A 23313-nucleotide genomic window follows, 5' to 3' on the forward strand; every position below is an offset into this window, starting at 1 on the left:
ATGACCGACAGGGATCAGCCAATCCTCGAGACGCGTTCGCTGGGAAAGCGCTTCTCGATCGGCACCCGGTTTTCGGCGGAAGGCAGGCGAACCGTCCATGCGGTCGACAATGTTTCGCTGACGGTGCGGCGCGGCGAGACTGTCGGGCTGGTCGGCGAATCCGGATGCGGCAAGTCCACGCTGGCGCGCTGCCTGGTAAGGCTCTACGACATCACGGACGGCACGCTTCTGTTCGAAGGTGACGACATCACCTCGAAGTCGCTCTCCGAACTCAGGCCGCTGCGGCGGCGCCTGCAAATGGTCTTCCAGGACCCGTCGGCCTCGCTCAATCCGCGCCGTCGTGTCGGCGACCTGGTGGCCGAGCCACTGCGCATCCACGGCAAGCTTTCGTCTCGCGAGATCACCGCGCGGGTTGCCGAACTGTTCGACCTCGTCGGGCTGTTGCCGGATCACGTCATGCGGTTCCCGCACGAATTTTCCGGCGGGCAGCGCCAGCGTGTCGGCATTGCACGGGCCATTGCCCTCAACCCCGATCTGGTCGTGCTGGATGAGCCCGTCTCCGCGCTCGACGTGTCGGTGCAGGCGCAGATCGTCAACCTGCTTGCCGACCTGCAGGAGAAGCTCAACCTCACCTACATCTTCATCGCCCATGACCTGTCGGTGGTGCGCCAGGTGTCGACCCGCATCGCGGTCATGTATCTCGGCTCGATCGTCGAGGAAGGTCCGGCGGAAGAGGTGTTCGCAACACCTGCCCATCCCTACAGCCAGGCACTGATCTCGGCGGTTCCCGTCGTGGAGACGACGCCTAGCGGGACGCGCAAGCGCATCATCCTGACCGGCGACGTGCCGAGCCCGCTCAAGCCGCCATCCGGGTGCCGTTTCCATCCGCGATGCCCGATCGCGGCGGAGCGTTGCCGCACCGAGCGGCCGGAGTTGAGGGAATATCGACCGGGCCGAAAGGTCGCCTGCCACTTTCCGACGGTATAGCCGGCCGCCCATCGGCGCCTGGACGATGGCCGACAGTTTTTGAAAAATTCCACCGTCAGCGTGGAACCAACCGCCAAGCCGCGCGTTTCAATCGGTTCGATCGCACGCATTGCGATCGAACGGGAGGAACCAATGGACTACCTGCATTTCTTTTCGCCCGTGCGGATTTCGCGCGGGCAGGGGCATCCTGTAGAAGAAGTGGATAATGTCGCCGAGGCGATGGTTTTCTTGCGCAAATGGCCGACAGGCCGGCGCGGGCCTGTGTATCAGTGCGCGCTGAATTGCTGCGCGGCCGCGTTGTCGGGCCAGATGTCAGCCGAAGAAGCAAGGAAGGCGTTCACCGGCTTTGCCCGGATCACGCGGCTTCTGGACGATGACATGGCGTTGCCCGTAGCCGGCGAAAACATGGCGGACATATACGCGCTGCGGCGTTAAGAAGCTTCAGAGGCGTAGCCCTCGCGTCGTGATAGCGCGCGGGGGGTGCGTTGGCGCGCGGCGCTAGGTTATCAGGCAGATTGAGGGGGGGCGGCAAATACGCTACTTGTCACTGCAATGCATATTCGACGCCACCGCCGGAAGCCTGTCCAGGAAAACGCTCCATGGATGCCACCGGCTCGACCACGTCTGCTGCAAAGGCACCTGTCGCGCTCATGGCCGCAGCCAAAAAAATATTCCTGAAAATAGCCGCATGAATGCCAACCGCACACCCCCGCGCATCTACAGGGATCGCGTCGTTGGTGGCTACGGCGTCAAAGACGCGCCGCCGCCATATCAGTGGCGGATCGGGCGCAGTCTGGCATAAAGCCAGTAACGTCTGGAGGGCACTAGACCAACCGCTGTCGTGTGCACTATGTGTGCGGTGAGAACCTCGATATAGGCAAGTGGTTTCCGCTGCGGCGGCGTAACCACAAATTAGGCTACTTTCAGCGGCGTCTATCGCCAAATTCGTCTGTCGTTCCAGCGGGGTATTGGACGGACCGAGACATAACAAAGATCGTAAAATTGGTATGTTATCTCCCAAACTTGCCATAGCCCCTATGATGGATGGGGCAGATTTATAAATAATATCAGATAGTTGCGAGAGACCGTGTGCAAAAATCGCACACGAAAGTTCTGCTTCTCTTCTTTTTTCGTTCCCGCGACGGAGCCGCCGACAGACCTATCTGGACATTCTTCTGCCGACGATATTGACCGTTCCACCGCAGACGTTCGCTGCGATATCCGTACCCCTTTGTTGTCCGATATGGCGTCCAATTCGCCTGGGGTTTCTAGAAGCTTTTCGAATTTCTGTCCGATGCGTCCGGCCGAACTGTGCTCTCTTGCGCACACCGCAGAAGTTGCGCGCCTTTGAAGGTAAGTGATTATTTTGTTATCGACCCCACCGATGGACCGGTGGCTCGCTTGCTCGCCATATACTTGCCGGCTTGGCACCGGGTAGCGGCCTGGCGTGAGTCAACGTGGTTGGCGCTAGGGCACATCCGGGTGCCTCTAGTCACGATGGCGTGGAGGTGAAGGCTGGGTGAAGGGATGTCCCGCTCACTCAGTCCGGGTTGTCAACGCCACTCGCCACGTTCCAATTGTCCCAAGGTGGGTTCTCGCCGAAACGGTCGGCTAGAAGCGTCACGAAACTCTGTACTTTGGCGGAAAGATGCCTTCGTGATGGGTACACCGCGTATATCGACCGCCCTACCGGCTTGAACAGTGGCATCACTATCTCCAACCAGCCCGAACGGACGGCTTCGCCAAGAAGGAATGTAGGACCAAGTACTATGCCTGCTCCACTCAGCGCCGCATCGCGCAGGAGCTGCCCGTTCGTCGCCGTCATGCGTGCGCTGACCTTCACCGCTACTTCACCCTCCGGCCCGTCGAACCGCCATTTTCCGCGGCCAGCGCGCAACGCGTAGTCCAGGCAGTCATGGTCCTGGAGATCTGACGGTTTGGTGGGACGTCCGCGTCTGTCTATATATTCGGGCGAAGCGCAGATGACCTCCCAGGAGGGGGCGATCCGGCGAGCGATAAGGTTGGAATCCGTGAGTGGAGCGATGCGTACCGCGACGTCCAGTCCCTCTTCCACGATATCAACGACGCGGTCGTCCAACACCAGCTCAACCGACACCTCCGGATAGGCCGCAAGGTATTCCGCAACGACTTTACCCAGGTACAGCGCTCCGAAGGAGATCGGCGCGCTGACGCGCAGTGAGCCGGTCGGACGTGCATGGCTCTCAGCTGCGCTCGTACGAACATCCTCGACATCCTCCAGGATGCGCAGACTGCGTTCGTAGACCGACGCGCCGACCTCGGTCAGGCTGATGCGCCGGGTCGTCCGATTGAGAAGGCGTGCGCCAAGCCACTCCTCCAGCAAATGGACATGCTTGCTCACGGCCGCTGGAGATAGTCGCATTCGCTTTGCCGCTCCAGCGAAACTGCCTTCGCTGACGACATTGGCAAACACGGTCATGCTGGTCAGATGGTCCAACTGCGATCACCTCTTTCATTTACGCTTCGTAAATTCACCATCCATGTTTGCCTCAATTATCAATTCGCAATGCACAAATTATTTCACAGGAAACGCGGATCAATTCGCCGATCCGTCTCCCTAACGTTGCCCGGGAAACGCTGGCGTCGAGTGCTTTCGCGCGGGCTGGAGGTGATCATGTCTGTGACCAAAGCAGTCCTTCAGGAGGAACGGGGAGCCACTGTGCGCATGTGGCTCAGCGTGCTCACTGTTTCGATGGGTATTTTTTCGATGATCACCGCGGAGCAACTGCCTGTAGGGCTGATCCCGGCAATTTCTTCTGAGTTGAATGTCTCTGTTGGGAGTGGCGGTCTCACGGTAACGATACCGGGTGTAATCGCCGCTTTCGCTTCTATCGGTTTGCCGTTGGCGGTGGGCAGGCTTGACCGGCGTATTCTGATGGCCGGCCTGCTCGCGGTGATGGCCGCGGCGAGCGTGATTTCAGCACTCGCGCCAAGCTTTCCCGTGCTGCTCGCGTCCAGGCTGCTCGTCGGGATCACCATCGGTGGCTTTTGGGCGATCGCTGGAAGTATCGCGGTCCGCCTCGTCCCTGGACCGTCCGTGCCGCGTGCCCTGACGATCGTCTTCGGCGGTGTCAGTGCCGCTGCGGTGCTGGGTGTGCCTGCCGGTGCGATCATTGGCCATGTAGTCGGCTGGCGCGGCGCGTTCTGGTCTCTCGCCGCCCTGAGCTTTGCCATTCTGCTCGCCGCACTGCTCGTGCTTCCGAAGCTCGAGGCGGCGGAGCCCGTGGAGATTAAAGCCCTGCGTGCACAGTTGCATAATCCTGCCCTCACGGCGGGTGTGGTTGCGACCGCGCTGCTGGTGGCTGCCCACTACGGTGCCTACACCTTCGTGAGCCCAGTTTTGCTGGACGTCGCGGGCGTCAGCGCAAGGAGCGTCGGTTGGCTCCTGTTGGGGTATGGTATTCTGGGAATGATTGGCAACGCCGTCGCAGGCTTCTGGGCCGCAAAATCCGTGGGTCGCACATTGGCCTGTATCGTGATTGGGCTCGGGGCCACGCTGGCTCTCTTCCCGTTGCTCGGCGTCACACCGCTCACGGGAACCATCCTGCTGCTGGTGTGGGGCTTCGCGTATGGTGCGGCTCCCGTCACGCTGCAGACGTGGGTGTTAGGTGCAGCATCAGAAAGCCCGGAAGCTGCGACGGCCATCTACTGCTTCGTTTTCAATCTTGCGATCTCCGTGGGTACCCTCGCGAGCAGTCAGATCGTCGATACTATGGGCGTGAACAGGGTCCTCTGGATCGATGCGGCCATCATCCTGCTGGTGCTGTTCCCCGTTTGCCGCGCACCCATCCGGAACATCGGAAACTCGTAACAGCAGGACATCCTGAGTACCGCCCGTCTGTGTTCGCTTGAAGTGGACCTTCGTTTCCTCAGCCTCTGAAGTCAGGGGCGCAACATCAGACGCTCGTTTCGCAGTGGCGCACAAATTGGCGGTGATCATGCAGGCGCTCTGGAGCACCGCCACGTTAGCGCGATTGTGTCGCCTTCAATTAGGATGCAGCCATGGTGGATAGCTAGTTACTGGCCACAGGCTAGTATGACGGCGAGGCCCTCAAGCGCCTCCACGTCTGACCCATAGGAATGCGCGTGAGCGGGGTATCGCTCCTGCTGCTGGCGGTAGAAGTGCAGCCATTTCGGCAAGTCGGCAATCGAGAAGGTCCCTCGCCATTTGTCTTTCTCGATCGTGAAAGTGCCTGCCTCCGAATCGTAAGTCGCTGCGGTCTTCATGCCGGCTTATAGGCAGACATACCGCTGACGACGCCAGCCGTAGATTGCGCCTCCCTCGACAGATAACGACTTAGCGGCCATAGACCCATGGGCGAGACAAATAGCCTCGATATGGAACGCAGCCGAAAGCCGGAAAGCGCGGCATCAGCGACAATTACGGCGCGGCAAAAGGCCAGGTCACATATGCTTGTCAGCTCTTGCACGCGGCCGATGCTCTCAGAGCTTTGTCTGCACTGGAATAGCTCGAGTAGGTTTTCTTGCCGACAGCCGTCATCTTAACTCCGTCGGGCTTCATAGAGACCACCGTGCATGTCTTGGTGCTCGTGTCCTTGGCGACCCAATAGTGCGTCGCAGCAATTGCGGGAGCACCCAACAAGCCTACTAGTGCGGCGGCGACTATAACAGTGCGTATCATAGTTTCCTCCATTTTCATCGTCCAACGCCAGTCCGCCGTGCCAACATCGAGCGGCGGACGAGCGACCGAATGGGTCAGCCATACATGCGTCCGGGGTCGAATGAACGACAATAAGGAACCATTGTTCCCCCGAAATTTGTCTCCGACCTACAAATTTGCAAATCGCTTGTTGCCTGCGGGCGAGCGATAGATCGCCATACAGTCGCGACACATGCGCCCGACCAAGAACCGCTTTTCAAAAGTTTCCCGGACCCGTGCGCGATCGAGACGAGCTATCCGCCGTAGGGTCTCCACAGCTTCGTCCACGCTGGCTACGATCGGTCCGAACAAAACATCATCGATGACTTCCGGAACGGCACCGGGTCTGAAGGCTTCACCGACGCCGCTGCTGTTCCCATCAACTGGCCGGAACCGTTCGGCCTCTAACCGAGGTCGCACTGCCCAAGAACTCCGCCTTCTGCCGCTCATTGATCTCGCCCATCAACTCGACAATTGAATGCTGAGGCACCTGCGGTCACCCAAAGCAATTTAAATTCGTCCATCTTGGCCGTGATCTTCAGGGGCGTTCCGGTGCATGCGGAAGTGCCGGTCCGCCTGGTTTTGCTGAAGCGGCGGGGACGAGGCAGGTGCGCCTGTGTCAATCCGGCGACGGGGGCCTTTCGCGCAGTCCAATCACTAGCGGAAGGGACAGCGCACACAGTCCTGCCATCACGAGGAACGCGGGGGGACCGTAAGCTCCATATAGCTGACCTGATACCCAGACAAGGCCGGCGGTGGCGAGCCCTGGGCCTATCGCGTAGAGGGCCTGCGCGGTTGCGGCAAGATGTGCGGGGACACTGCTGGCGATAACACGCATACAGGCAAGATGCAGCAGTGCGAAAGTTATGCCGTGAAGCGGTTGCACGAACGCAAGCATCCAGCCCGCCGCCGTTCCCGCTTCCACGACCCAGCGCAGTATTCCGGCCACGGCGGCCAGAGCAGCGGCACCGGCCACGCCAAGCCGGCGCAGCAGGATCGGCCCGACCAAAACGAACACCACCACCTCCGCTGCAACGGCTTCCGACCAAAGTATGCTGCTCGCTGCCGTGCCAACCCCGGCCGCTGTCCAGCGGATGACCGAAAAGATGTCATGCATCGCATGGCTGCCATAAATCAGCGCCGCAAGCACCACCATGCGCCGGAAAGTCGGAACATCGAGCAGCTCGCGCAGCCCGCCCATTACGCTTTGCCCGACCGGATCGGCAGCCCGCTCGGCGTTGGTGTCTGATTCAGGCACCAGTGCTGCGGCTGCCAGCGCTGCGGCAAGCAGCGCGGCGTACATCCAAATAATCGCATCCAGCTCGAAGATTCCGACCACCTGGCCAGCAGCGAGGGTGCCAACAACGAAGGCGGCCGATGCCGCACCTCGCACCCAGCCATACTCAAAACCCGGCTCGCGCACCGACGCGCCCGTCGCAAGTGCATCGGCAAGGGTCGTGATCGGTGCCAGCCCGGCTGACTGCGTGAGATAAACGAGCAGCAGAAGAAACAGACCTTGCACGGCAGCCAGCCCAATCGTCCCCGCCACCGCGATCCCGATGCAGACCGCCAGGGTGACACGGAGAGCGCCGAAAATGTCTGCAATTCGATTCGCGAGCGGTCCGGCGATCAGCCGGGCAGCGTTGCCTAACCCGAACAGAACACCCAGCTCTTCAGGTGTCAGGCCACGCGCCTCAAAGTACCGTGGCCAGAACGGGGACGCTGTCCCGAATGCCGCGTAAATTGCAGCATAGAGCGCTAAAAACGCCAGCAGCGGGCCGAGACGTGCCATGCCAAAATTCTGCCACGGAAGCGCCTCGCGTCATAGGGAGATCTGGCGGACCATGCTCCTTCCACCTAGAAACCAGCCTCGCGAAAGCGGCTTCGACACGCTACCGTGTTCCTGTGTATCATCGCACTGACGGCAAGGTTAAGCCGGAGGGGCGCCCAGCACGAGCGGCATCGGCAGAGGCGCAAAAATGGAGGTCAAGCCCGACCGGCGAAGACCGCTGGGGCCTTATTGTCGTTTCCTCGGCGAGACGCCCGCCGCACCGCTAACCCGTTTTCCCCGCCGGATAGACACCCTCCAAAACATCATTGAAATGGCGGCTGACGGCCTTGTTGCACTCGCACGCGAGCGAGCGCAGTCCTTCTGGATTGCGCACCGCAAGCCGAGATCGCCTGGTTTCGATGACGCCACGGTGCCTTAGCTCGTGAATGACACGGCTGAGATAGGAGCGGCCGACCCCGAGCATCGTTGCAAGCTGTTCCTGTGTCACCGTCAGGTTTTCGGCTCCCGTGCGTTCTGTCGCGGCCAACAGCCATCTTGCCGTTCGCTGCTCGATCGAATGCGCCGCGCTGCAGGCGACGGACTGGAATACCTGCGCCATCAGGCAATCGGCATAGCGGGCAAACAGGTGGCGCAACGTCAAGGAACGCTCCTTGGCCTCTTCGAGATGGTTCAGGTCGATTCTGAAGAACGAGCCACCGAGTTGAACTTCGGCCCGTGCATACGCCGGGAGCCTGCCCTGGCTGACGATGCCGCCGACCGCTCCTTCACGACCGATGAGCGCAGTCTCGATCGCTCGCCCGTCGCGCAGCACGACACGATAGGAGACCAGGGCCGATCCGCGAGGAAAGTAGGCATAACGGACTGCATCGCCTGGCTCGTGCAGCAAAGTCCCGGCGGGCGCCAACCATTGTTCGAGCCTCGGCTGCAGGATTTGCCAGTCGTCGGCTCTGAGAGCCCGAAGCAGGTTGTTCCCGATCGGGTCTGATCGTTCTCGCGGATTCTCCATAGCACTCCTCTTTCCAAATGGCGGCGTCTACAACGATCCGCGCCGAGAAATGTTCACAAGTGCGCAGACGAGGCGGGCGCGGCTATCTACAAACCGCATAGGGGCGCTGATCCGGGCCTCACCGAGCGCGAGCCGCGGTGCATCGGCTTCCAGGCAGACCGACGGCTGCCGGGGAAGAAAAATGCTGGCGTCTGGATTCCGTGGCGTGGCGCCTCGTGCACGCCGAAAACTGCAACTTTGTGCAGCAAGGCGTGAGCATGAGCGTCAGTGATCGGTCCGATCCGGGGGCCAACGGCTTGCTTCGACTCTATGTCGCCGGCGATGCGCCGGGTGCGCGTCGGGCGCTGGAAAACCGTCTGAGGATAATGGAGGAGTTGGCCGGCGGTATCGAAATCCAGATCGTAGACGTCCTTGCGCATCCTGAAGAGGCGGAAAGGGCCGGCATTCTGGCGACGCCGACGCTCTCGGATGAGTCAACCACCCCTCCACGCCGGCTGATTGGTGACATCAGCAACATCGCTCAGGTTCTCGACTATTTCGGTTATCGCAAGAAGGACAGCGGCTATGACCACAGCTGAAGAGATCCTCGTCGATCCTGCGCTCGAACGCGTCAGGACAGGTATCGAGGCTTTCGACGATCTTGTGATGGGCGGCCTTCCGCGCGGGCGCACCACCATCGTCGGTGGCACGCCTGGCAGCGGCAAAACAGTATTTGCCACACAGTTCCTCGCCCACGGCATCACAATGCGCGACGAACCCGGCGTCTTCGTCACGTTCGAGGAATCGCCGGCCGAGATCGAGGTCAACATGGCCAGCTTCGGCTGGGACATCCGCGGTTGGCGGGAGAACAACAAGCTGGTTTTCGTCGACGCCAGCCCGCGTGACCACGACCAGATGATCATCGGCAATTTCGATTTGTCGGGCCTGCTGACGCGTGTCCTGCACGCTGCGCGACACGCCGCGGCAAAGCGCATCGTGCTGGATTCCGTGACCCAGCTCTTCGACCATTTCGTCGCCGAGCAGACATCGGTGCGTCGGGAACTCCTGCGCATCGCAACAGCCCTCAAGCGGGAAGGCTTGACGGTGCTGATGACCGCCGAACGCAACAGCGAATATGGCGATATCTCCCGCCACCGGATCGAGGAGTTCGTCGCCGACAACGTCGTGATCTTGCGCAACGCGCTGGACCGCGAGCGGCGCAGGCGCACGATCGAGGTTCTCAAGATGCGGGGCAGCCGCCACGTCGAGGGCGAGGTGCCGATCACGCTCGTGGTGAAGCAAGGCATAGTGGCGGTGCCATTGTCTTCATTGCGGCTCGAGCAGCAATCCAGCACCAAGCGGGTGACGAGCGGCAATCCCGAACTCGACAGGATGTGCGGCGGTGGGTTTTTCCGCGACAGCGTCACTCTCGTCAGCGGAGCGACGGGCACCGGCAAGACGCTGCTGGTGACAAACTTTCTGGCGGGCGGGGCAGCGGCCGGCGAACGTGCCTTGCTGGTCGGCTACGAGGAAAGCCGTGGCCAGCTGTTCCGCAACGCGCGCGGCTGGGGCGTCGATTTCGAGGCAATGGAGGCGGATGGCCGGCTGAAGATCGTGTGCATTTACCCTGAAGCGCAGAACTTGCCGGACCACCTGCTGATGGTCCGCGAACTCGTTGAGGAGTTCAAACCTGACCGGATCGCCATCGACAGCCTGTCGGCATTGGAACGGATCGCGTCAGAGACCGGTTTCCGGGAGTTCCTGATCAGTCTCACTTCCTTCATCAAGAAACACGAGATCGCCGGCCTTTGCACGGCCACCAACAAGTCGCTCGTCGGCGGCCAGAGCGCCAGCGAACAGCATATTTCAACCCTTACGGACTCGATCATCCTCTTGCGGTACATCCAGGAGGGAGATTTCATGCATCGCGGAATCATGGTGCTGAAAATGCGCGGCAGCGAGCATGACAAGCAGATTCGACGCTTCGCGATCGACGGTGCCGGCATGCATCTCGGTCAGCCCTTCGACGGCGCCCCCGACGTGTTCGGCGATTCCGCCGCATCCCCGGCGTGAGGAGCGTCGACATGGCGCGCAGCGCAGCCGAAGTCTCAGACCGACACGGCGATGCAACTCTGACGGGCATTAGTCAACTTGATTTTCGACGGCTGATCGAGAACACGGCCGACGGGGTTCTCGTCGTCAGTCTGTTGGGAACTGTGCTTTATGCAAATCCGGCGGCAGCCGCGATTTTCGGCTGTCCGGTCGCCGATCTCGTCCACATCCCCCTCGGCCGTCCCGTCATCTCCGGCGAAACGATGGAGATTACCGTCCACCGGCCCGATAGAGCACCAGCCGACGTGGAAATGCGGACGGTTGAGCTCAGTTGGGATGGCAAGCCGGCACTGCTTGCCAGTCTTCGCGACGTTTCCGCGCAACGCGCGCGGCAGGAGCATCGACGTCAGTCGCAAAAGCTCGAAGCGATCGGCCGGCTCGCTGCCGGCATCGTTCACGACATGAACAACCTGCTCGCGGTGTTCGAATCGGGGCTGCGACTGCTTCAGAAGCAGCTGCGCGAGGATCCTGCCAATCCGAACGCGTCGATGCTGATCGAAGAGTTGCTTAAGCGAACCCAGAACGGCGGTGCGCTGACGCAGCAATTGCTCGCGTTCTCTCGTGGACAGTCGCTGCGTCCGCAGACAATCGACCTGAATGGACGAATCGAAGCGATGACGATGCTGCTGGAGCGGACGCTGGGGAATGGGATCAGTATCAACCTTGAACTGGATCCAGCACTCGGTCCTGTCGTCGTCGACGCCAATCAGCTGGACGTCGCCATCCTAAACCTGGCTGTGAATGCCAAGGACGCGATGGCCGGCACAGGCACGCTGGCGATCGAGACCAGCGATACCCCCGGCGAGATTGAAGAGGTGCCCGCTTTGGCTGCCTCTTTCGTTCGGGTCACGGTCAGCGATACGGGGTGCGGCATGAGCAAGGAGATCATGACCCAGGTGTTCGAGCCGTTCTTTACTACAAAGGCCGATGGACGGGGGACCGGCCTTGGGCTTAGCCAGGTTTACGGTTTCATCAAGCAGTCCGGGGGTCATATTCGGATCGAGAGTGAGGTTGGCGAGGGAACAAGCATTCATCTCTTTCTTCCCCGCGCGCCAAACACGGGAAACGACCCGCTGCGAAGGCAGGACGAGACCGGTCTGAACACTGCGCCTGCAATGGCACACCGCATCCGTCGCGGCTGAAAAAAAGTGGGCCCGGAAATCCGGGCCCACGGGGAGGAACCGTCAGGCGGTTGAAAGCGGATGATTGCCGAATAACCAGAGGCTTCCGGCAGCCAAGACCGCCACGATAATACCCACGATCACATGCGCCCACATGGCGGCCGCCAACGCCGAAAAACCGAGGGCCCAAGGCGAGACCAGTGTCCACAGCCCAACCGCCAGATTTGCCCATTCCTCATAGGCATGGAAGGCGACCAGCGCACCCACGGCTATCAGGGCAATCACCGCACCGGCGATCCAGGCGTTCCAAGCTGCATAGGTTTCAGCCGCAAAGCCGAGATACCAGGGCGACAGTACTAGTGCTATGCCGGCGATCAGATTGACCACATCGATCACCGGACGATTTTCAGTTTTCAGCCATTTCTCCATTGTTCATCCTCCTTTCCTTATATGCTCAGTGCACCGCCCCTTGAGCGAGGGCGGGGTCGGCGGCCAGGGATTGTCCTTCGCCGCCGCTAAGCTTTCTTCGTCGGCCGGGCCGAACGCGGTCATCGCGCGGAACCGAGCCGGCCAGAACGAAGGGCTTGACCTCGTCGGGCTGGAAGCGGTTGCCGGCGATCTCGCGCAGGGCGAGTTCGACGGGCACCGTCACGCTGCCGGTCAGGCGAGGCTCGGCACCACGGCTGAGCGCACGGGCCCGGCCCGCCGCCGCAACGGCCAGCGCGAAACGGTTCGGCACGGTATTTTCACAATCGAGCACGATCATCGGATCCATGATGCCACCTCACGCTGCCTTCTGCTTCTGTTCAGGAACGGAAACGGCCAGTTTCGCTGTCGTAAGCTGCTCCAGTGCGAGCAGTGCCGATTCCACTTCGTCGAGCCGTGTCGGACGCGCGTTTTCAGGCATCCCTTCGGCCGTCGCGAGATCCACAAGATACTCGTTCCACGCCCAGTTGCGCAGGATGGCGCGTTTCTCGTCGACTGTCAGAAGAGGATCGACAACGAGGTCCATCGGCGATGCATAAAGCGCCTCGGGATCGGCCAATGCCGGTCCATAATGCGAGGCATGTGAAACGGCACCGTAGCTGCTCGTGAGCAACGCCAGTTGCAGGCGGTTCCAGACAAGGTCCCTGCCGGCCTGCAGCCGCTTTTCGGCACTGGAAGATTCCGCGGATTTTTCCGCCGCGGGATTTACCTGAACCGAATAAGCGAGGCCCTGACGTTCGGCATAGTCGATGGCCGCCTGAACCGTCGGAAAATCGAGCTCCACCTGAGTCAGCGTGTCACCACTTCCGGTGTAGCCCATCAGCGGTTCGATGACCGGCGCCATACGGCGCTCGAAGATCAGCCGCCAGCCTTTCGGCCGCGCACGGCCCGAGGTCGTGACTGAACGGGAAGGCTTGTAGATCCGCGCGACCGCATCACGCGGGAACTCGGATCTGCCGAATGACAGCGCGCGCTTGCGATTGTCGTTTGCCGGTGCGATATTTTCTGCGGCTTGTGTGACTTCTCTTTCTTCTTGCTTCTGCATCATTCCATCCTCCCATTTTGCGAAGGATGCGTCGGAGGCGGCTGCCTGCCGCCCCCGACTTGCTCCATGCGTCAGTGGGTGATCGGGATACGCTTCACTTTCGACTGCGCATTAGGGTTCTTCGGCAGCGTCAGGCTCAGGACGCCATTGGCAAAGGTCGCCTTGACCTTGTCGTCCTCGACCTCGTAGCCGAGGGGTATGCGCCGCTCGAAGCGGCCGTAGAAGCGCTCGGAGTAATCCCTCTCGCCGGTCTCCGACCGCTTTTCGCCACGCAGGGTCAGCACGTCCTCGTCGAGCAGGACTTCGATGTCCTTCTCTTCCATACCGGGGACCTCGGCGGTGACGCGAAGCTCATTGTCCGACTCCGAAATCTCCACCTTCGGCCAGCCATTCTCGAAAGACGAGAGCTGCCCCATGAAAGGCAAACGCGTCTCGAAGCTCCTCAACACATCGTCAAAGAGCCTGTTTACCTCGCGGTGAAGCGAAACAAAGGGATCGCCACCGCTATAGATGCTGGGAGCCTGGTTGTTGTTGCGGCCCCACGGGATAAGGTCACGCATGTTCATCTTCATTCACCTCCATGTTCAACCGCGCGGCACCGGACGACCGCCGGTGCCTGTCGCTTCTGGTTCACTCTGAGTTCAGGCGGCGTTCTTCTCGCCTTCGATCTGCCGTGGCTTCGCCTGGGCCGTGCTGCCGGCGATGGCGATCCGGCGCGGTTTCATCTCTTCGGGAAGCTCGCGCTTGAGATCGATGTTCAGCAGCCCGTTTTCCAGGCTGGCGCCGACGACCTTCACATGGTCTGCCAGTTCGAACTGCCGCTCGAAGGCGTGCCCGGGAACGCCGCGATAAAGATACTGGCCGTTGTCGTCACCCGATTGCGAGCCGCTCACAAGCAGCAAGTTCGGCTGATGAGTGATGGTCAATTGCTCCTGCGAAAAACCGGCGACCGCCATTGTGATGCGATAGTCGTCCTCACCGGTCTTGGCGATGTTGTAGGGCGGCCAATTGTCTATCGCGGTGACACGGCTCGCATTTTCGAGCAGATCGAAATGCGATCGAAGCCGATGCTGGACCGGAACAAGGGGGTAAAATCGAGGTTTGTCTTCATAGCCATATCCTCCTTTGAGCAACATGGATACAAAAGGACGCCAAGAGAGCCTTGACGCCTCCTGACTTAGCGCCGGCCCCATCAGGCGGCCGGCGATTGTCGATTTAGAATGGCGGGTTGCGCGTTCAAGAGGGCGGTTAAGAAAATTTTCAGGCAAGATCCGGACGTATAGGGGAATGCGGCGGTAAGAACGCACTGGGTGGTTCTGCTGGCGAAATTCGCCAGCAGAAAGGCCCTCCTCGGATTCCGGAAGGGCTGGCGCTTGCGGTTAAAGTCGATCGACCAGTGCTGTGAGACCGGCGGCCGCGATGTCGATCTCGTGACTGCGACCGGCAGCGGGAAGCTTCTCGCGTTGATCCAATTGGCGCAACGCGTCCATGATGGCATCGAAGCTGACCGGTTCGGTCACCCCGGGCGGCATGCGCAGCGCCGGCATCGATTCCACTGCACAGGCATCCGATGCCCATGACGACAGGATTGCACGCTTCTCCTGGACGTCCAGCGTCTCGTCAATCAGCACGTCCTGAGGTCGCTCGAAATGCCGTGCCGGATGCAGCAACCGGTCAAGAAAAACATCAGGGGCTTCGGGCCCGACTGGGACAAAACTCGTCGAAATGGCTCTTTCCATCGGTGGTCCCTCCGCTTTCACTAGGCTCCTCTGTTGACATCATCTTGGTGGCTCTCGTGATTTCCACCGACTGAAATTTTGGAGAGTTTCGACCAAATTTCAATGGCGCCAACAAGGCCGCATCCTCACGGTTCAGCCCAGCATCAACATTTTTTCGAACCGGTGAAACAATCCGCGTGAATGTCAGTTCTGGCGTCTGAACAAGGCGCGCAGCAGCGCCAGGGCAGTCGGGCAGGAGAGTCAATCATGTCTTACATTTCCAGGAAGCGGCTGTGCATTGGCCTCCTCGCAGGAGTTTTGACGCTCTCGGCTGGCGGCTTTGCTCCGGTTTCAGCACAAGAAATCCCAAACGACTTCAGTGCGATCGTGCGTCAGAAACTGCCGGCGGTGGTCGCCATTACGACCAGGCAGATCATCCAGGACCAAACGACGCTCGACGATTTTCTGAATCCTTTCGACGGCCGCGGGCCTATCCAGCCGCAGGTGCGGGAAGCGCTTGGCTCCGGCTTCGTCATCAGTCCCGAGGGTTATATCGTCACCAACAATCATGTCGTGGCCGACTCCACCGAAATCCACGTCGTCTTCTCCGACAAGGAGACTTCGCCCGCGCGACTGGTGGGCCGCGATCCAGCAACCGACATCGCGGTGCTGAAGGTCGATCCACGGCCCAACATGACCATCGCGGTCTGGGGTGATTCCGACGCAATGCAGCCGGGTGCCTGGACGATCGCGATCGGCAGTCCCTTCGGGCTCGGGGGAACCGTTACCGTCGGTGTTCTTTCGGCCCGCTCGCGCGACATCCAGGCCGGCCCTTATGACGATTTCCTCCAGACAGACGCCTCGATCAACAGAGGCAATTCCGGCGGTCCCCTATTTAACGCACGCGGCGAAGTGATCGGCGTCAACACGGCCATCGTCTCGCCGTCGGGCGGCAGCATAGGCATCGGCTTCGCCGTGCCGTCGCGAACGGCACGGAGCATCGCCGATCAACTGATCCGCACCGGCCGGATCGAGCGCGGTTTCATCGGTGTGCGTCTCCAGGAGGTGACCCCGTCGCTTGCCGAGGCGCTTGGAATGTCTGGCACCAAGGGAGCGCTGGTCGCCTCCGTCGAGCCCGGCAGTCCAGCGGAGAAGGCCGGCTTACGATCAGGCGACGTAATCACTCGGTTCAACGGCAAGGACATCCAGGGTGTCCATGACTTGACGCTGGCTGCGGCGAACGAAAAGCCGGGGTCGAGAGCGACGCTGACAAGGAACCGCGGCGGCTCACAGCAGGAGGTGGAATTGACCGTGGGCCAGCGCAAGGACGAGGAGATGCGGACCGGTGCTGTTCCGAATCCAGAAGCGGCGGATCAAGGTCTCGGGCTGTCGCTCAGCCCAATTCCAGATGAAGCGCGCCAGCAGCTCGGTCTCCAGCCGGGTACCACCGGCGTGTTTGTCCAGGAGGTCGCGCCGAACAGTCTTGCGGCTGAAAGCGGTCTCAAGCCCGGCGATGTGATCGTCTCGGCGAACAACCAGAATGTTACCCAGCCTTCGGATGTCCGACAGGAGTGGGCGAAATCCCGGCAGCAGAACAAGCCGATCCTGTTCCGCATCGAACGGCAGGGACAATCGCTCTTCGTGGCCGTCTCAAAATCTTGAGCGACTATGTGCAGATGAAGATAGCCCAGATCGCACCTCTGATGGAGTCAGTACCGCCGAGGCTTTATGGCGGGACCGAGCGTATCGTTTCCTATTTGACCGAAGAGCTGGTTCGACAGGGCCACGATGTGACGTTGTTCGCCAGCGGCGATTCAAGCACTTCGGCGGAACTTGTGGCGTGTTGCGATACTGCACTGCGCCTGAACCCGAATGCCCATAACCACATCCCGTACCATGTCGTGATGCTGGAACGCGTCCGCCGACGGGCGGATGAATTCGACGTTCTGCATTTTCACGTTGATGTCCTGCACTTTCCGATTATCCGTGAGTTCGCGCGGCGAACGGTTACCACCCTTCATGGTCGGCTCGACCTTCCGGATCTGGCGCAGCTTTACGCGATGTTCGACGACATTCCGCTGGTCTCGATTTCCAATGACCAGCGGCGGCCGATGCCGCCGGTCAATTGGCTCGGAACCGTCTATCATGGTTTGCCGCCCGACATTCTCCCCTTCCAGCCCAAGGCCTCGGGCTATCTGGCGTTCCTTGGCCGCATCTCGCCGGAAAAAGGGCCTGAAGTCGCGATGGAAATCGCTGCGCGCGCCGGAATGCCACTGAAGATCGCGGCCAAAATCGACGCGGTGGACCAATCATTTTGGAGTGAGAAAGTCGAACCCCAGTTGCTTCGAAATTCGAAGGTCGAGTTCATTGGCGAGATCGATGAGCGGCAGAAGGCGGAGTTTCTCGGCAATGCGGCGGCGCTGCTGTTTCCTATAGACTGGCCGGAGCCATTCGGCCTCGTAACCATCGAGGCGATGGCCTGCGGCACCCCGGTGATAGCCTTCAACCGCGGAGCCGTTCCAGAGGTCGTTGACAATGGAGTGTCCGGAGTGATCGTGGAAAGCGTTGACGACGCCGTAGACGCAATACGGCGGATAGGCGGTCTCGATCGGGTAAAGGTGCGGGAAACTTTTGAAAAAAGGTTCACGGTGGAGCGCATGTGCAGCGATTATTTGGCAATCTACCACTCGCTGGCGCGCGACCAACGATTCTCGCTGGGCTCGCCAAATGGCATCGCGGCAAAAGCAGATACGATAACCAGCCCTGTTTCGGGAGTGTTGGCTGTCTGAGCCGCCAGGATCCCGCCGGCCTCAGTCGACTTTCAACAGCGGAACTTCGCCGAAAATCCGCCAAGGATTCGAAGGACGCTCTCCGCAACCGCGCATCGCGGGATTGATGCGAAACACCATTGATAGGGTATGGCCGGGCGCAGCCATAATGGAATAAGCGCCAGCATCGGCCGTCTGAACAGGAGGGTTGAGATGAGCATCGAAGTCGAAGAACGTAAGCTTGATCCAGCCGTTGCTCTTCCCGCACTCGATGAATCGGCGCCGCGCGAGCCGCATAGACAATTTGCGCTGAAGCACGAGGACTGTTTCGTCGTTGCGGACAGTTATGGCGACATACGCGGCACTGGCGACGGGCTTTTCCGCGACGATACGCGTGTGCTGTCGCGCTTCCGGCTGTTCGTCGGCGACCACATGCCCTCGCTGCTCGGCGCCTCGCTGTCGCAGGACAACATCCTATTCACAGCCAATCTCACAAATCTGTCCACAATCGGATCCGACGGTAGTGAGGCACTGCCGGGCGTCGTGCACATCGAGCGGACCAGGTTCATCTGGCAAGACCGCATGTTCGAGCGAATCGCGTTCTCGAACTACTCCCGACGCGAGGTCCTGCTGCCGGTTCGTTTCGACTTTGACGCCGATTTTCGTGACATGTTCGAGGTGCGCGGCACCACTCGAAGCCGCCGTGGTCGCGCCCATGACGCGCTGGTCGGTGAGACGAGCGTCACGTTTCGGTACGAAGGCCTCGACAATGTTTCGCGCCAATCTGTTATCGCGTTTTCGATTAGGCCTGATCAGGTGCACCCCAATCACGCCGAGTTCCTCATTCGGGTGGAGAGGCGCGCCAGAAGAGCATTGTACCTGGAGGTCGGTCAAAACGAAGAAGTGCCATCCAGCGATCGCTTCCGCGCGGCGGCGGCGCGAGCTCGCTTTGCCATGCGCTCAAAGCGTCGGCAGGGCGCCACTATCTTCAGCTCGGGCCGCGTGTTCAACGACTGGCTCACGCGAACACGGGCCGACATTGCCCTGCTGACCACCGATCTGGAGACCGGGCCATATCCGTATGCCGGCATTCCCTGGTTTTCGACCGCTTTTGGCCGCGACGGCGTCATTTCCGCCTTGCAGATGCTGTGGCTGAACCCCGCGCTCGCTCGCGGAGTCCTGGCGTTCCTTGCCCGCTATCAGTCGACAGAGACTTCGATATTTGACGACGCCGAACCCGGCAAGATCATGCACGAGACGCGCAAGGGGGAAATGGCTGTCCTGCGCGAACTCCCGTTCGGCCGCTACTACGGTGGGGTCGACACCACTCCGCTCTATGTCTACCTGGGTTGTTCCTACGCTGATCGCACCGGAGATCAGGAATTCGTGGACCGCATGTGGGATTCGCTATGTGCGGCAATCGGGTGGATGGAGGAGGTGGGAGCTCGCAACGGGGACGGCTTCGTGACCTACAGCAGGGCGGCGGATACCGGGCTTTTCAACCAGGGCTGGAAGGACAGCGCCGATGCGATCTTCCATGCCGATGGTACTATACCGAAGGGGCCAATCGCACTGGTGGAGGTGCAAGGCTATGTCTTCGCAGCCTATCAAGGCATGGCTGCATTGGCAGCCAAACGCGGCGACGCGGCCAAGGCAGCGCACTGGAGCGCCATGGCGGAAAAAATCCGCAGCGCAGTGGAGAGCCGATTCTGGATGCCGGAGCGAAACTTCTACGCCTTAGCAATCGATGGGGAAGGCAAGCAATGCGCGGTGCGCGCCTCCAATGCGGCGCACCTGCTTTATGTTGGGCTGCCATCGGCGGAACGGGCGCAATCAATTGCCGAGCAGTTGCTGTCGGCGCATCTCCACAGCGGTTGGGGCGTTCGCACCTTGGCCGACGACGAGCTCCCGTTCAATCCGATGTCCTATCATAACGGCTCGATCTGGCCGCATGACACGGCAATCTGTGCCGCAGGACTGGCCCGCTATCAGCAGCGCACCAGCGTCGTCAAGCTTTTGAGCAGCATGTTCGAGGCGGCGGTCCAGTTCAATATGCGGCTTCCGGAGCTGTTCTGCGGCTTTACGCGCGCCATCGGCGACGCGCCGATTGCCTATCCTGTCGCCTGTCTGCCGCAGGCGTGGTCTGCCGGTTCGGCCTTCATGATGTTGCAGGCCTGTCTTGGGATCCGCATCGATGGTTGGAAGCGCGAGATCAATGTCGAACGCCCACGGTTGCCGATCGGCATCGACAACATCGTCATCCGGCATTTAGCCGTTGGGGAGGCGAAGGTCGATCTCAATTTCCAGCGCGTCGGCGACCGGGTTGTCTGCTATCTCGGTGAACGGCACGAGGGCCTGGTGCCGCTGGCCGTTCGCTCTTAGCAATCGCAGCCGGAGTGCCTGCCGTCGGCTTCGAGATGCTGCTGGCGTTTGCCTGGCGAGCTGGTCTTGAATGTAAAAGAGGTGCTTCCAATCTCTTCTGTGATGTCCAACCGGCATTCAGCGGTTCGAGGACGAGCAGTGCATCTGCGGATACGATCACCAGGTCCAGTTGTTGAAGGGAGGTCACTATGGAAAGTGATGCTTTCAAGCAGCCAGTCTTCGTAGGGGAGAATGGCTACATCCAAAAAATCGACTGCGTGATGGATGCTATTGAGTTTCTGGAAGAATGGCCTGTCGAAAAACGTGGTCTCCTTCACGCGGCGGCCTGTGAGGCGTGCTACTCGGCTTACGATGGCCGCAAGCCTGTCGAGGCTGCGCACAAGGCTTTTACGACTTGGGCCCGCAAGATCGGCGTCATCGAGGATGTGCCTACAGCACCGCCGTGGATGACAGGGCCAAAGATCAGTAACGCAGACCGCGTGTGAGGGTGCGGAACCGGGACGATGCTCGTCACCGGTGATCATCCGGCGGTCTCGAGCGTGGTCTTTGAGGGCTGTAGACCGGGGCGGCCAGCCACTGGCTGGTGTCCGTCATCGCCTCATCTTGCGCCAACCGTTAGCCTGGTCCCCAACCGACATTTGGAACATTCGTAGACGCGTGAAGTTCGGAATCTGCCTTGGTTGAATCCCCCTAGCCAAGGTCGGAGCTGCCTCCATTCAGCTTCCACAGCCCGCCCCGAACGGGGGCAAAACTGTCTGGGCGGGCTTCGATCTGGCCTGGCTATAAGTTGCGACTTGTGCAGTAAGGCGACACCTAACCAGAACGCCGAACGCGCACCGCGACCGGCAGGCTAGCGCAAGGAGGGCCCGGTAGCGCAACTGCGCGCCTCCACCAAGGACGGATCGCCGCTTCGAACTTCCCAACAGCTCTCGGCGCCGGAGCGCCAGAAATGGAGTTCGAGCCGCTCTTTCCCGAGCCGCACGTCTTTTAAGGTGAATTCAGGCATCCAGTCCGGCAGCGTGGGATCGATGTACAGCTTGCCATTTGGAGCGTCGGGCTGGAAGCCGATGATCGCCTGCAAAAGTGAAAAGCACGACCCCGCCGCCCAGGCCTGCGGAACGTTCGCTCCCTTATACTGCACCGGGAACGTTGCGGGCGTTCGCGGCAAGCCGGCGAACAGCTCTGGCATTCGATGTTGCATGAAGTAGATTGCGGCGCTGCTTACGTCGCGAGAGAGGCGACAAGCTTCCGCCCAGAAGCCATAGCGTCGGAATCCGAGCGCTATCAGTCCGTTGTCATGCGGCCACACGGAGCCGCATTGATAGGAATGTGGATTGTAGGCAGGGTGATCGGCTGAAAGCGTCCGGATTCCCCAACCGCTCCACATATCCTGCATCATCAGCCGCTGCACCACCCTAGCGGCTCGTTCGGGTGGAACTATTCCCGACCAAAGACAGTGACCAGGGTTGGAGGCGACGCTCAGCACCGGTTTCTTGTCGCCATCGAGCGCGAACGCGTAGAAGCCGGACGCCTCATCCCAGAAGACCCGGTTGAACCGGTCGAACAAGCTCCTGGCTTTGACACGAAGCTGCTCGGCACGTGCGCCGTCGCCTCTGGCATCGAAGATTTCAGCCATGCGCTGCCAAGCGTCGTAGACATAGCCTTGCAATTCGCAAAGCGCCTTGGGTCCCTTTACCAGCGTACCATCTGTGTAAACCAGGGCATCGCCGGCGTCTTTCCAACTCTGATTTTCGTATCCCGAAGCCGAACGGGTTTCATATTCCTGGAAGCCATCACCGTCGCGGTCCCCATAGCGGTCAATCCAATCCAGGCATTTTTCGGCCGTGGCGATGTGTCGGTCCAGCAGGCTGGAGTCACCGGTGGATCGCCAAGTGTTGTGAAGCACGATGAGGTAGAGAGGCGTTGCATCGGCTGTGCCGTAATACGGTGTATGGGGAATCAGATTGAAATGGGCGAGTTCGCCGGTGCGAAGCTCATGCATTATCTTCCCTGGTTCCGCATCGCGGTAGTCGTCGCGCTCGGTTGCTTGAAGGCGTCCCAAAACGTCCAGGGCACCGCGCGAAAAATCCGGATAGACCAGCGCATTCTGAAGCGAGACTATCAGGCTGTCACGACCAAACAGTCCGATGAACCATGGCAGTCCGGCGGCCGGGACATATTCTAGCTCGTCCGTCCCTTCGATCGGCAGCCGCAGCGCCGCCATGTCTTCAACCGCCTGATGATAGAAGCGGTAGAATTCGTCATTGGAACAGCTGAAGTTCAGGGCACTGCCTCGCCATTGTGCGAGGCGTTTCGCCGCTTTAGAGCTAAGGGCTTGGTCGATGCAGACGCGTGGTGCCCGATAGACCGCATCACCGTTGCCGAAGTCATAGAGAAGGCAAGCATGCCATACCTCGCCCGGCTCGAGCTTAATGTCGAAACTGATCCGGCCGTTGGCATAGACAGGCTTCTTGGACGTGTGGCGGATTTTTACCGTGACCTCTCGCTTAAAATCCTGATTGACGTAGGACGTGCGAAGGCGTGCCAGTTTGCACGACCATTCCGTGGTGATCCGTCCGCGGCGGATGATCGGGCCGCCCTTGACTTCAAAGAGATCGGCAAAGTCGCTGCGCATAGCAACTTCCAAATTGAACCGCACAGCCTTTTGCCCGTGGTTTACAAGGTCAAGATCCTCATGTAGCCCCTCATCCAACGCTCGGCCGATCCCCAGTCCCAGGCTGCCCGCGAGCACATGGCCTGTTTCAGTCGCGAACGCCTGGTTCACAAGATAGACCTTGGCTGCGAAGTAGGCGATATTTCCGGAATTGAGGAGGTCCCATGGTTGCCCATTGGCAAAGATCTGCCAGCTGGATATCAGGCGGGTGTCCGATGCATACAACCCGTTTTGCGTAGGCCAGCGGATCTGGCCGTCCGGTTCGGTCACTAGGAAGCTGCGCCCCTGGTTGATTGCTAAACGCGGCGGTCCAATGGTAATCTCTAGCGTCATTTCAACGACTGATCCAATTGCAGCGTCCGCGGAGGGATCTCGTCCGTAAGAGCACACCAAATGCGGCCTTAGTTCGTCGTTCGGGCCGGCAATATTCCGTCTCGAAAAATTGAGTTTGGACCTTCAGCGCCCCTCGTCAAGACGTCGCGGCCACGAGGCTAGTTGGCCGCGGGGAGCAGACGCCCTTGGCAGAGCTCTTGCCTCGCGAACG

19 protein-coding genes and 1 pseudogene are annotated in these 23313 nt (G+C 60.4%); 10 read left to right on the plus strand and 10 right to left on the minus strand.

Translation table 11 applies throughout. The features are described from left to right. Together MESOP_RS21295 and MESOP_RS21300 are read left to right on the plus strand one after the other, a co-directional pair. The gene (locus MESOP_RS21295; protein ID WP_023764958.1) at positions 1-987 is read left to right on the plus strand and encodes an ABC transporter ATP-binding protein; all 987 of its coding nucleotides are present in this window, start codon (positions 1-3) and stop codon (positions 985-987) included. Between the two features lie 132 nt (positions 988-1119). Further along, entirely contained in the window at positions 1120-1422 is a 303-nt protein-coding gene (locus tag MESOP_RS21300) for a DUF982 domain-containing protein (protein ID WP_013895408.1), read from the plus strand. A 1105-nt stretch (positions 1423-2527) separates the two neighbouring features. Here the strand turns inward: MESOP_RS21300 and MESOP_RS21305 are convergent. Then, entirely contained in the window at positions 2528-3463 is a 936-nt protein-coding gene (locus MESOP_RS21305; RefSeq protein ID WP_013895409.1) for a LysR family transcriptional regulator, read from the minus strand. 177 nt (positions 3464-3640) lie between these two features. On the opposite strand from MESOP_RS21305, the gene MESOP_RS21310 reads away from it, so the two are divergent. Further along, complete coding sequence (locus tag MESOP_RS21310; RefSeq protein WP_013895410.1) at positions 3641-4837, plus strand: MFS transporter; 1197 nt, start codon at positions 3641-3643, stop codon at positions 4835-4837. Between the two features lie 1468 nt (positions 4838-6305). Here MESOP_RS21310 and MESOP_RS21325 read toward each other — a convergent pair. Together MESOP_RS21325 and MESOP_RS21330 are read right to left on the minus strand one after the other, a co-directional pair. Continuing rightward, positions 6306-7478 (minus strand): MFS transporter, encoded by a 1173-nt coding sequence (locus MESOP_RS21325; RefSeq protein ID WP_013895413.1) that lies wholly within the window; start codon positions 7476-7478, stop codon positions 6306-6308. A 262-nt stretch (positions 7479-7740) separates the two neighbouring features. Next, complete coding sequence (locus MESOP_RS21330; protein ID WP_013895414.1) at positions 7741-8484, minus strand: Crp/Fnr family transcriptional regulator; 744 nt, start codon at positions 8482-8484, stop codon at positions 7741-7743. A gap of 257 nt (positions 8485-8741) precedes the next feature. Here MESOP_RS21330 and MESOP_RS33890 point away from each other — a divergent pair, with 257 nt between their 5' ends. Genes MESOP_RS33890 through MESOP_RS21345 form a run of 3 tightly spaced genes read left to right on the plus strand, consistent with a single transcriptional unit; the run spans position 8742 to position 11717 of the window. After that, complete coding sequence (locus MESOP_RS33890) at positions 8742-9062, plus strand: circadian clock KaiB family protein (RefSeq protein ID WP_013895415.1); 321 nt, start codon at positions 8742-8744, stop codon at positions 9060-9062. Next, complete coding sequence (gene kaiC, locus MESOP_RS21340; RefSeq protein ID WP_013895416.1) at positions 9049-10536, plus strand: circadian clock protein KaiC; 1488 nt, start codon at positions 9049-9051, stop codon at positions 10534-10536. The genes MESOP_RS33890 and kaiC overlap by 14 nt, the downstream gene beginning before the upstream one ends. Before the next feature lie 11 nt (positions 10537-10547). Then, a complete protein-coding gene (locus MESOP_RS21345) occupies positions 10548-11717 on the plus strand; it encodes a two-component system sensor histidine kinase NtrB (protein ID WP_013895417.1) in 1170 nt (389 codons plus the stop codon). A gap of 42 nt (positions 11718-11759) precedes the next feature. Here MESOP_RS21345 and MESOP_RS21350 read toward each other — a convergent pair whose 3' ends face one another. The 6 genes and pseudogenes from MESOP_RS21350 to MESOP_RS21375 form a co-directional block, all read right to left on the minus strand. After that, positions 11760-12125: an SPW repeat protein gene (locus MESOP_RS21350; RefSeq protein ID WP_013895418.1), complete on the minus strand. Its 366-nt coding sequence runs from the start codon at positions 12123-12125 to the stop codon at positions 11760-11762. A gap of 25 nt (positions 12126-12150) precedes the next feature. Further along, positions 12151-12471, minus strand: coding sequence for a DNA-directed RNA polymerase subunit omega (rpoZ, locus tag MESOP_RS21355; RefSeq protein ID WP_013895419.1), 321 nt, complete (start codon positions 12469-12471; stop codon positions 12151-12153). Positions 12472-12480: 9 nt separating this feature from the next. Next, entirely contained in the window at positions 12481-13227 is a 747-nt protein-coding gene (locus MESOP_RS21360) for an NADH dehydrogenase ubiquinone Fe-S protein 4 (RefSeq protein WP_013895420.1), read from the minus strand. Positions 13228-13298: 71 nt separating this feature from the next. After that, positions 13299-13793: an Hsp20/alpha crystallin family protein gene (locus tag MESOP_RS21365; RefSeq protein WP_013895421.1), complete on the minus strand. Its 495-nt coding sequence runs from the start codon at positions 13791-13793 to the stop codon at positions 13299-13301. A gap of 75 nt (positions 13794-13868) precedes the next feature. Beyond that, positions 13869-14338, minus strand: a pseudogene (locus MESOP_RS21370) (Hsp20 family protein). A gap of 268 nt (positions 14339-14606) precedes the next feature. Beyond that, the gene (locus tag MESOP_RS21375; protein WP_013895423.1) at positions 14607-14966 is read right to left on the minus strand and encodes a hypothetical protein; all 360 of its coding nucleotides are present in this window, start codon (positions 14964-14966) and stop codon (positions 14607-14609) included. Positions 14967-15212: 246 nt separating this feature from the next. Between MESOP_RS21375 and MESOP_RS21380 the strand changes: the two genes are divergently transcribed. The 4 genes from MESOP_RS21380 to MESOP_RS21395 all read left to right on the plus strand — a co-directional run bounded on the left by MESOP_RS21380 (position 15213) and on the right by MESOP_RS21395 (position 20580). Then, complete coding sequence (locus MESOP_RS21380; RefSeq protein ID WP_013895424.1) at positions 15213-16607, plus strand: Do family serine endopeptidase; 1395 nt, start codon at positions 15213-15215, stop codon at positions 16605-16607. A 14-nt stretch (positions 16608-16621) separates the two neighbouring features. After that, positions 16622-17734, plus strand: a complete 1113-nt coding sequence (locus tag MESOP_RS21385) for a glycosyltransferase family 4 protein (RefSeq protein ID WP_041164897.1) — start codon at positions 16622-16624, stop codon at positions 17732-17734. A 192-nt stretch (positions 17735-17926) separates the two neighbouring features. Next, complete coding sequence (locus tag MESOP_RS21390; protein ID WP_013895426.1) at positions 17927-20095, plus strand: amylo-alpha-1,6-glucosidase; 2169 nt, start codon at positions 17927-17929, stop codon at positions 20093-20095. Positions 20096-20283: 188 nt separating this feature from the next. Continuing rightward, positions 20284-20580: a DUF982 domain-containing protein gene (locus MESOP_RS21395; protein WP_013895427.1), complete on the plus strand. Its 297-nt coding sequence runs from the start codon at positions 20284-20286 to the stop codon at positions 20578-20580. A gap of 365 nt (positions 20581-20945) precedes the next feature. Here MESOP_RS21395 and MESOP_RS21400 read toward each other — a convergent pair whose 3' ends face one another. After that, positions 20946-23102, minus strand: coding sequence for an amylo-alpha-1,6-glucosidase (locus MESOP_RS21400; protein WP_013895428.1), 2157 nt, complete (start codon positions 23100-23102; stop codon positions 20946-20948). Positions 23103-23313: the final 211 nt, after the last annotated feature.

This window comes from Mesorhizobium opportunistum WSM2075 (assembly GCF_000176035.2).
GTDB lineage: Bacteria > Pseudomonadota > Alphaproteobacteria > Rhizobiales > Rhizobiaceae > Mesorhizobium > Mesorhizobium opportunistum.

Coding starts and splice junctions, on each gene's coding strand:
- MESOP_RS21295 (WP_023764958.1), top strand. CDS start 1: ATGACCGACAGGGATCAGCCAATCCTCGAGACGCGTTCGCTGGGAAAG.
- MESOP_RS21300 (WP_013895408.1), top strand. CDS start 1,120: ATGGACTACCTGCATTTCTTTTCGCCCGTGCGGATTTCGCGCGGGCAG.
- MESOP_RS21310 (WP_013895410.1), top strand. CDS start 3,641: ATGTCTGTGACCAAAGCAGTCCTTCAGGAGGAACGGGGAGCCACTGTG.
- MESOP_RS21325 (WP_013895413.1), bottom strand. CDS start 7,478: ATGGCACGTCTCGGCCCGCTGCTGGCGTTTTTAGCGCTCTATGCTGCA.
- MESOP_RS21330 (WP_013895414.1), bottom strand. CDS start 8,484: ATGGAGAATCCGCGAGAACGATCAGACCCGATCGGGAACAACCTGCTT.
- MESOP_RS33890 (WP_013895415.1), top strand. CDS start 8,742: ATGAGCGTCAGTGATCGGTCCGATCCGGGGGCCAACGGCTTGCTTCGA.
- kaiC (WP_013895416.1), top strand. CDS start 9,049: ATGACCACAGCTGAAGAGATCCTCGTCGATCCTGCGCTCGAACGCGTC.
- MESOP_RS21345 (WP_013895417.1), top strand. CDS start 10,548: ATGGCGCGCAGCGCAGCCGAAGTCTCAGACCGACACGGCGATGCAACT.
- MESOP_RS21350 (WP_013895418.1), bottom strand. CDS start 12,125: ATGGAGAAATGGCTGAAAACTGAAAATCGTCCGGTGATCGATGTGGTC.
- rpoZ (WP_013895419.1), bottom strand. CDS start 12,471: ATGGATCCGATGATCGTGCTCGATTGTGAAAATACCGTGCCGAACCGT.
- MESOP_RS21360 (WP_013895420.1), bottom strand. CDS start 13,227: ATGCAGAAGCAAGAAGAAAGAGAAGTCACACAAGCCGCAGAAAATATC.
- MESOP_RS21365 (WP_013895421.1), bottom strand. CDS start 13,793: ATGAACATGCGTGACCTTATCCCGTGGGGCCGCAACAACAACCAGGCT.
- MESOP_RS21375 (WP_013895423.1), bottom strand. CDS start 14,966: ATGGAAAGAGCCATTTCGACGAGTTTTGTCCCAGTCGGGCCCGAAGCC.
- MESOP_RS21380 (WP_013895424.1), top strand. CDS start 15,213: ATGTCTTACATTTCCAGGAAGCGGCTGTGCATTGGCCTCCTCGCAGGA.
- MESOP_RS21385 (WP_041164897.1), top strand. CDS start 16,622: ATGAAGATAGCCCAGATCGCACCTCTGATGGAGTCAGTACCGCCGAGG.
- MESOP_RS21390 (WP_013895426.1), top strand. CDS start 17,927: ATGAGCATCGAAGTCGAAGAACGTAAGCTTGATCCAGCCGTTGCTCTT.
- MESOP_RS21395 (WP_013895427.1), top strand. CDS start 20,284: ATGGAAAGTGATGCTTTCAAGCAGCCAGTCTTCGTAGGGGAGAATGGC.
- MESOP_RS21400 (WP_013895428.1), bottom strand. CDS start 23,102: ATGACGCTAGAGATTACCATTGGACCGCCGCGTTTAGCAATCAACCAG.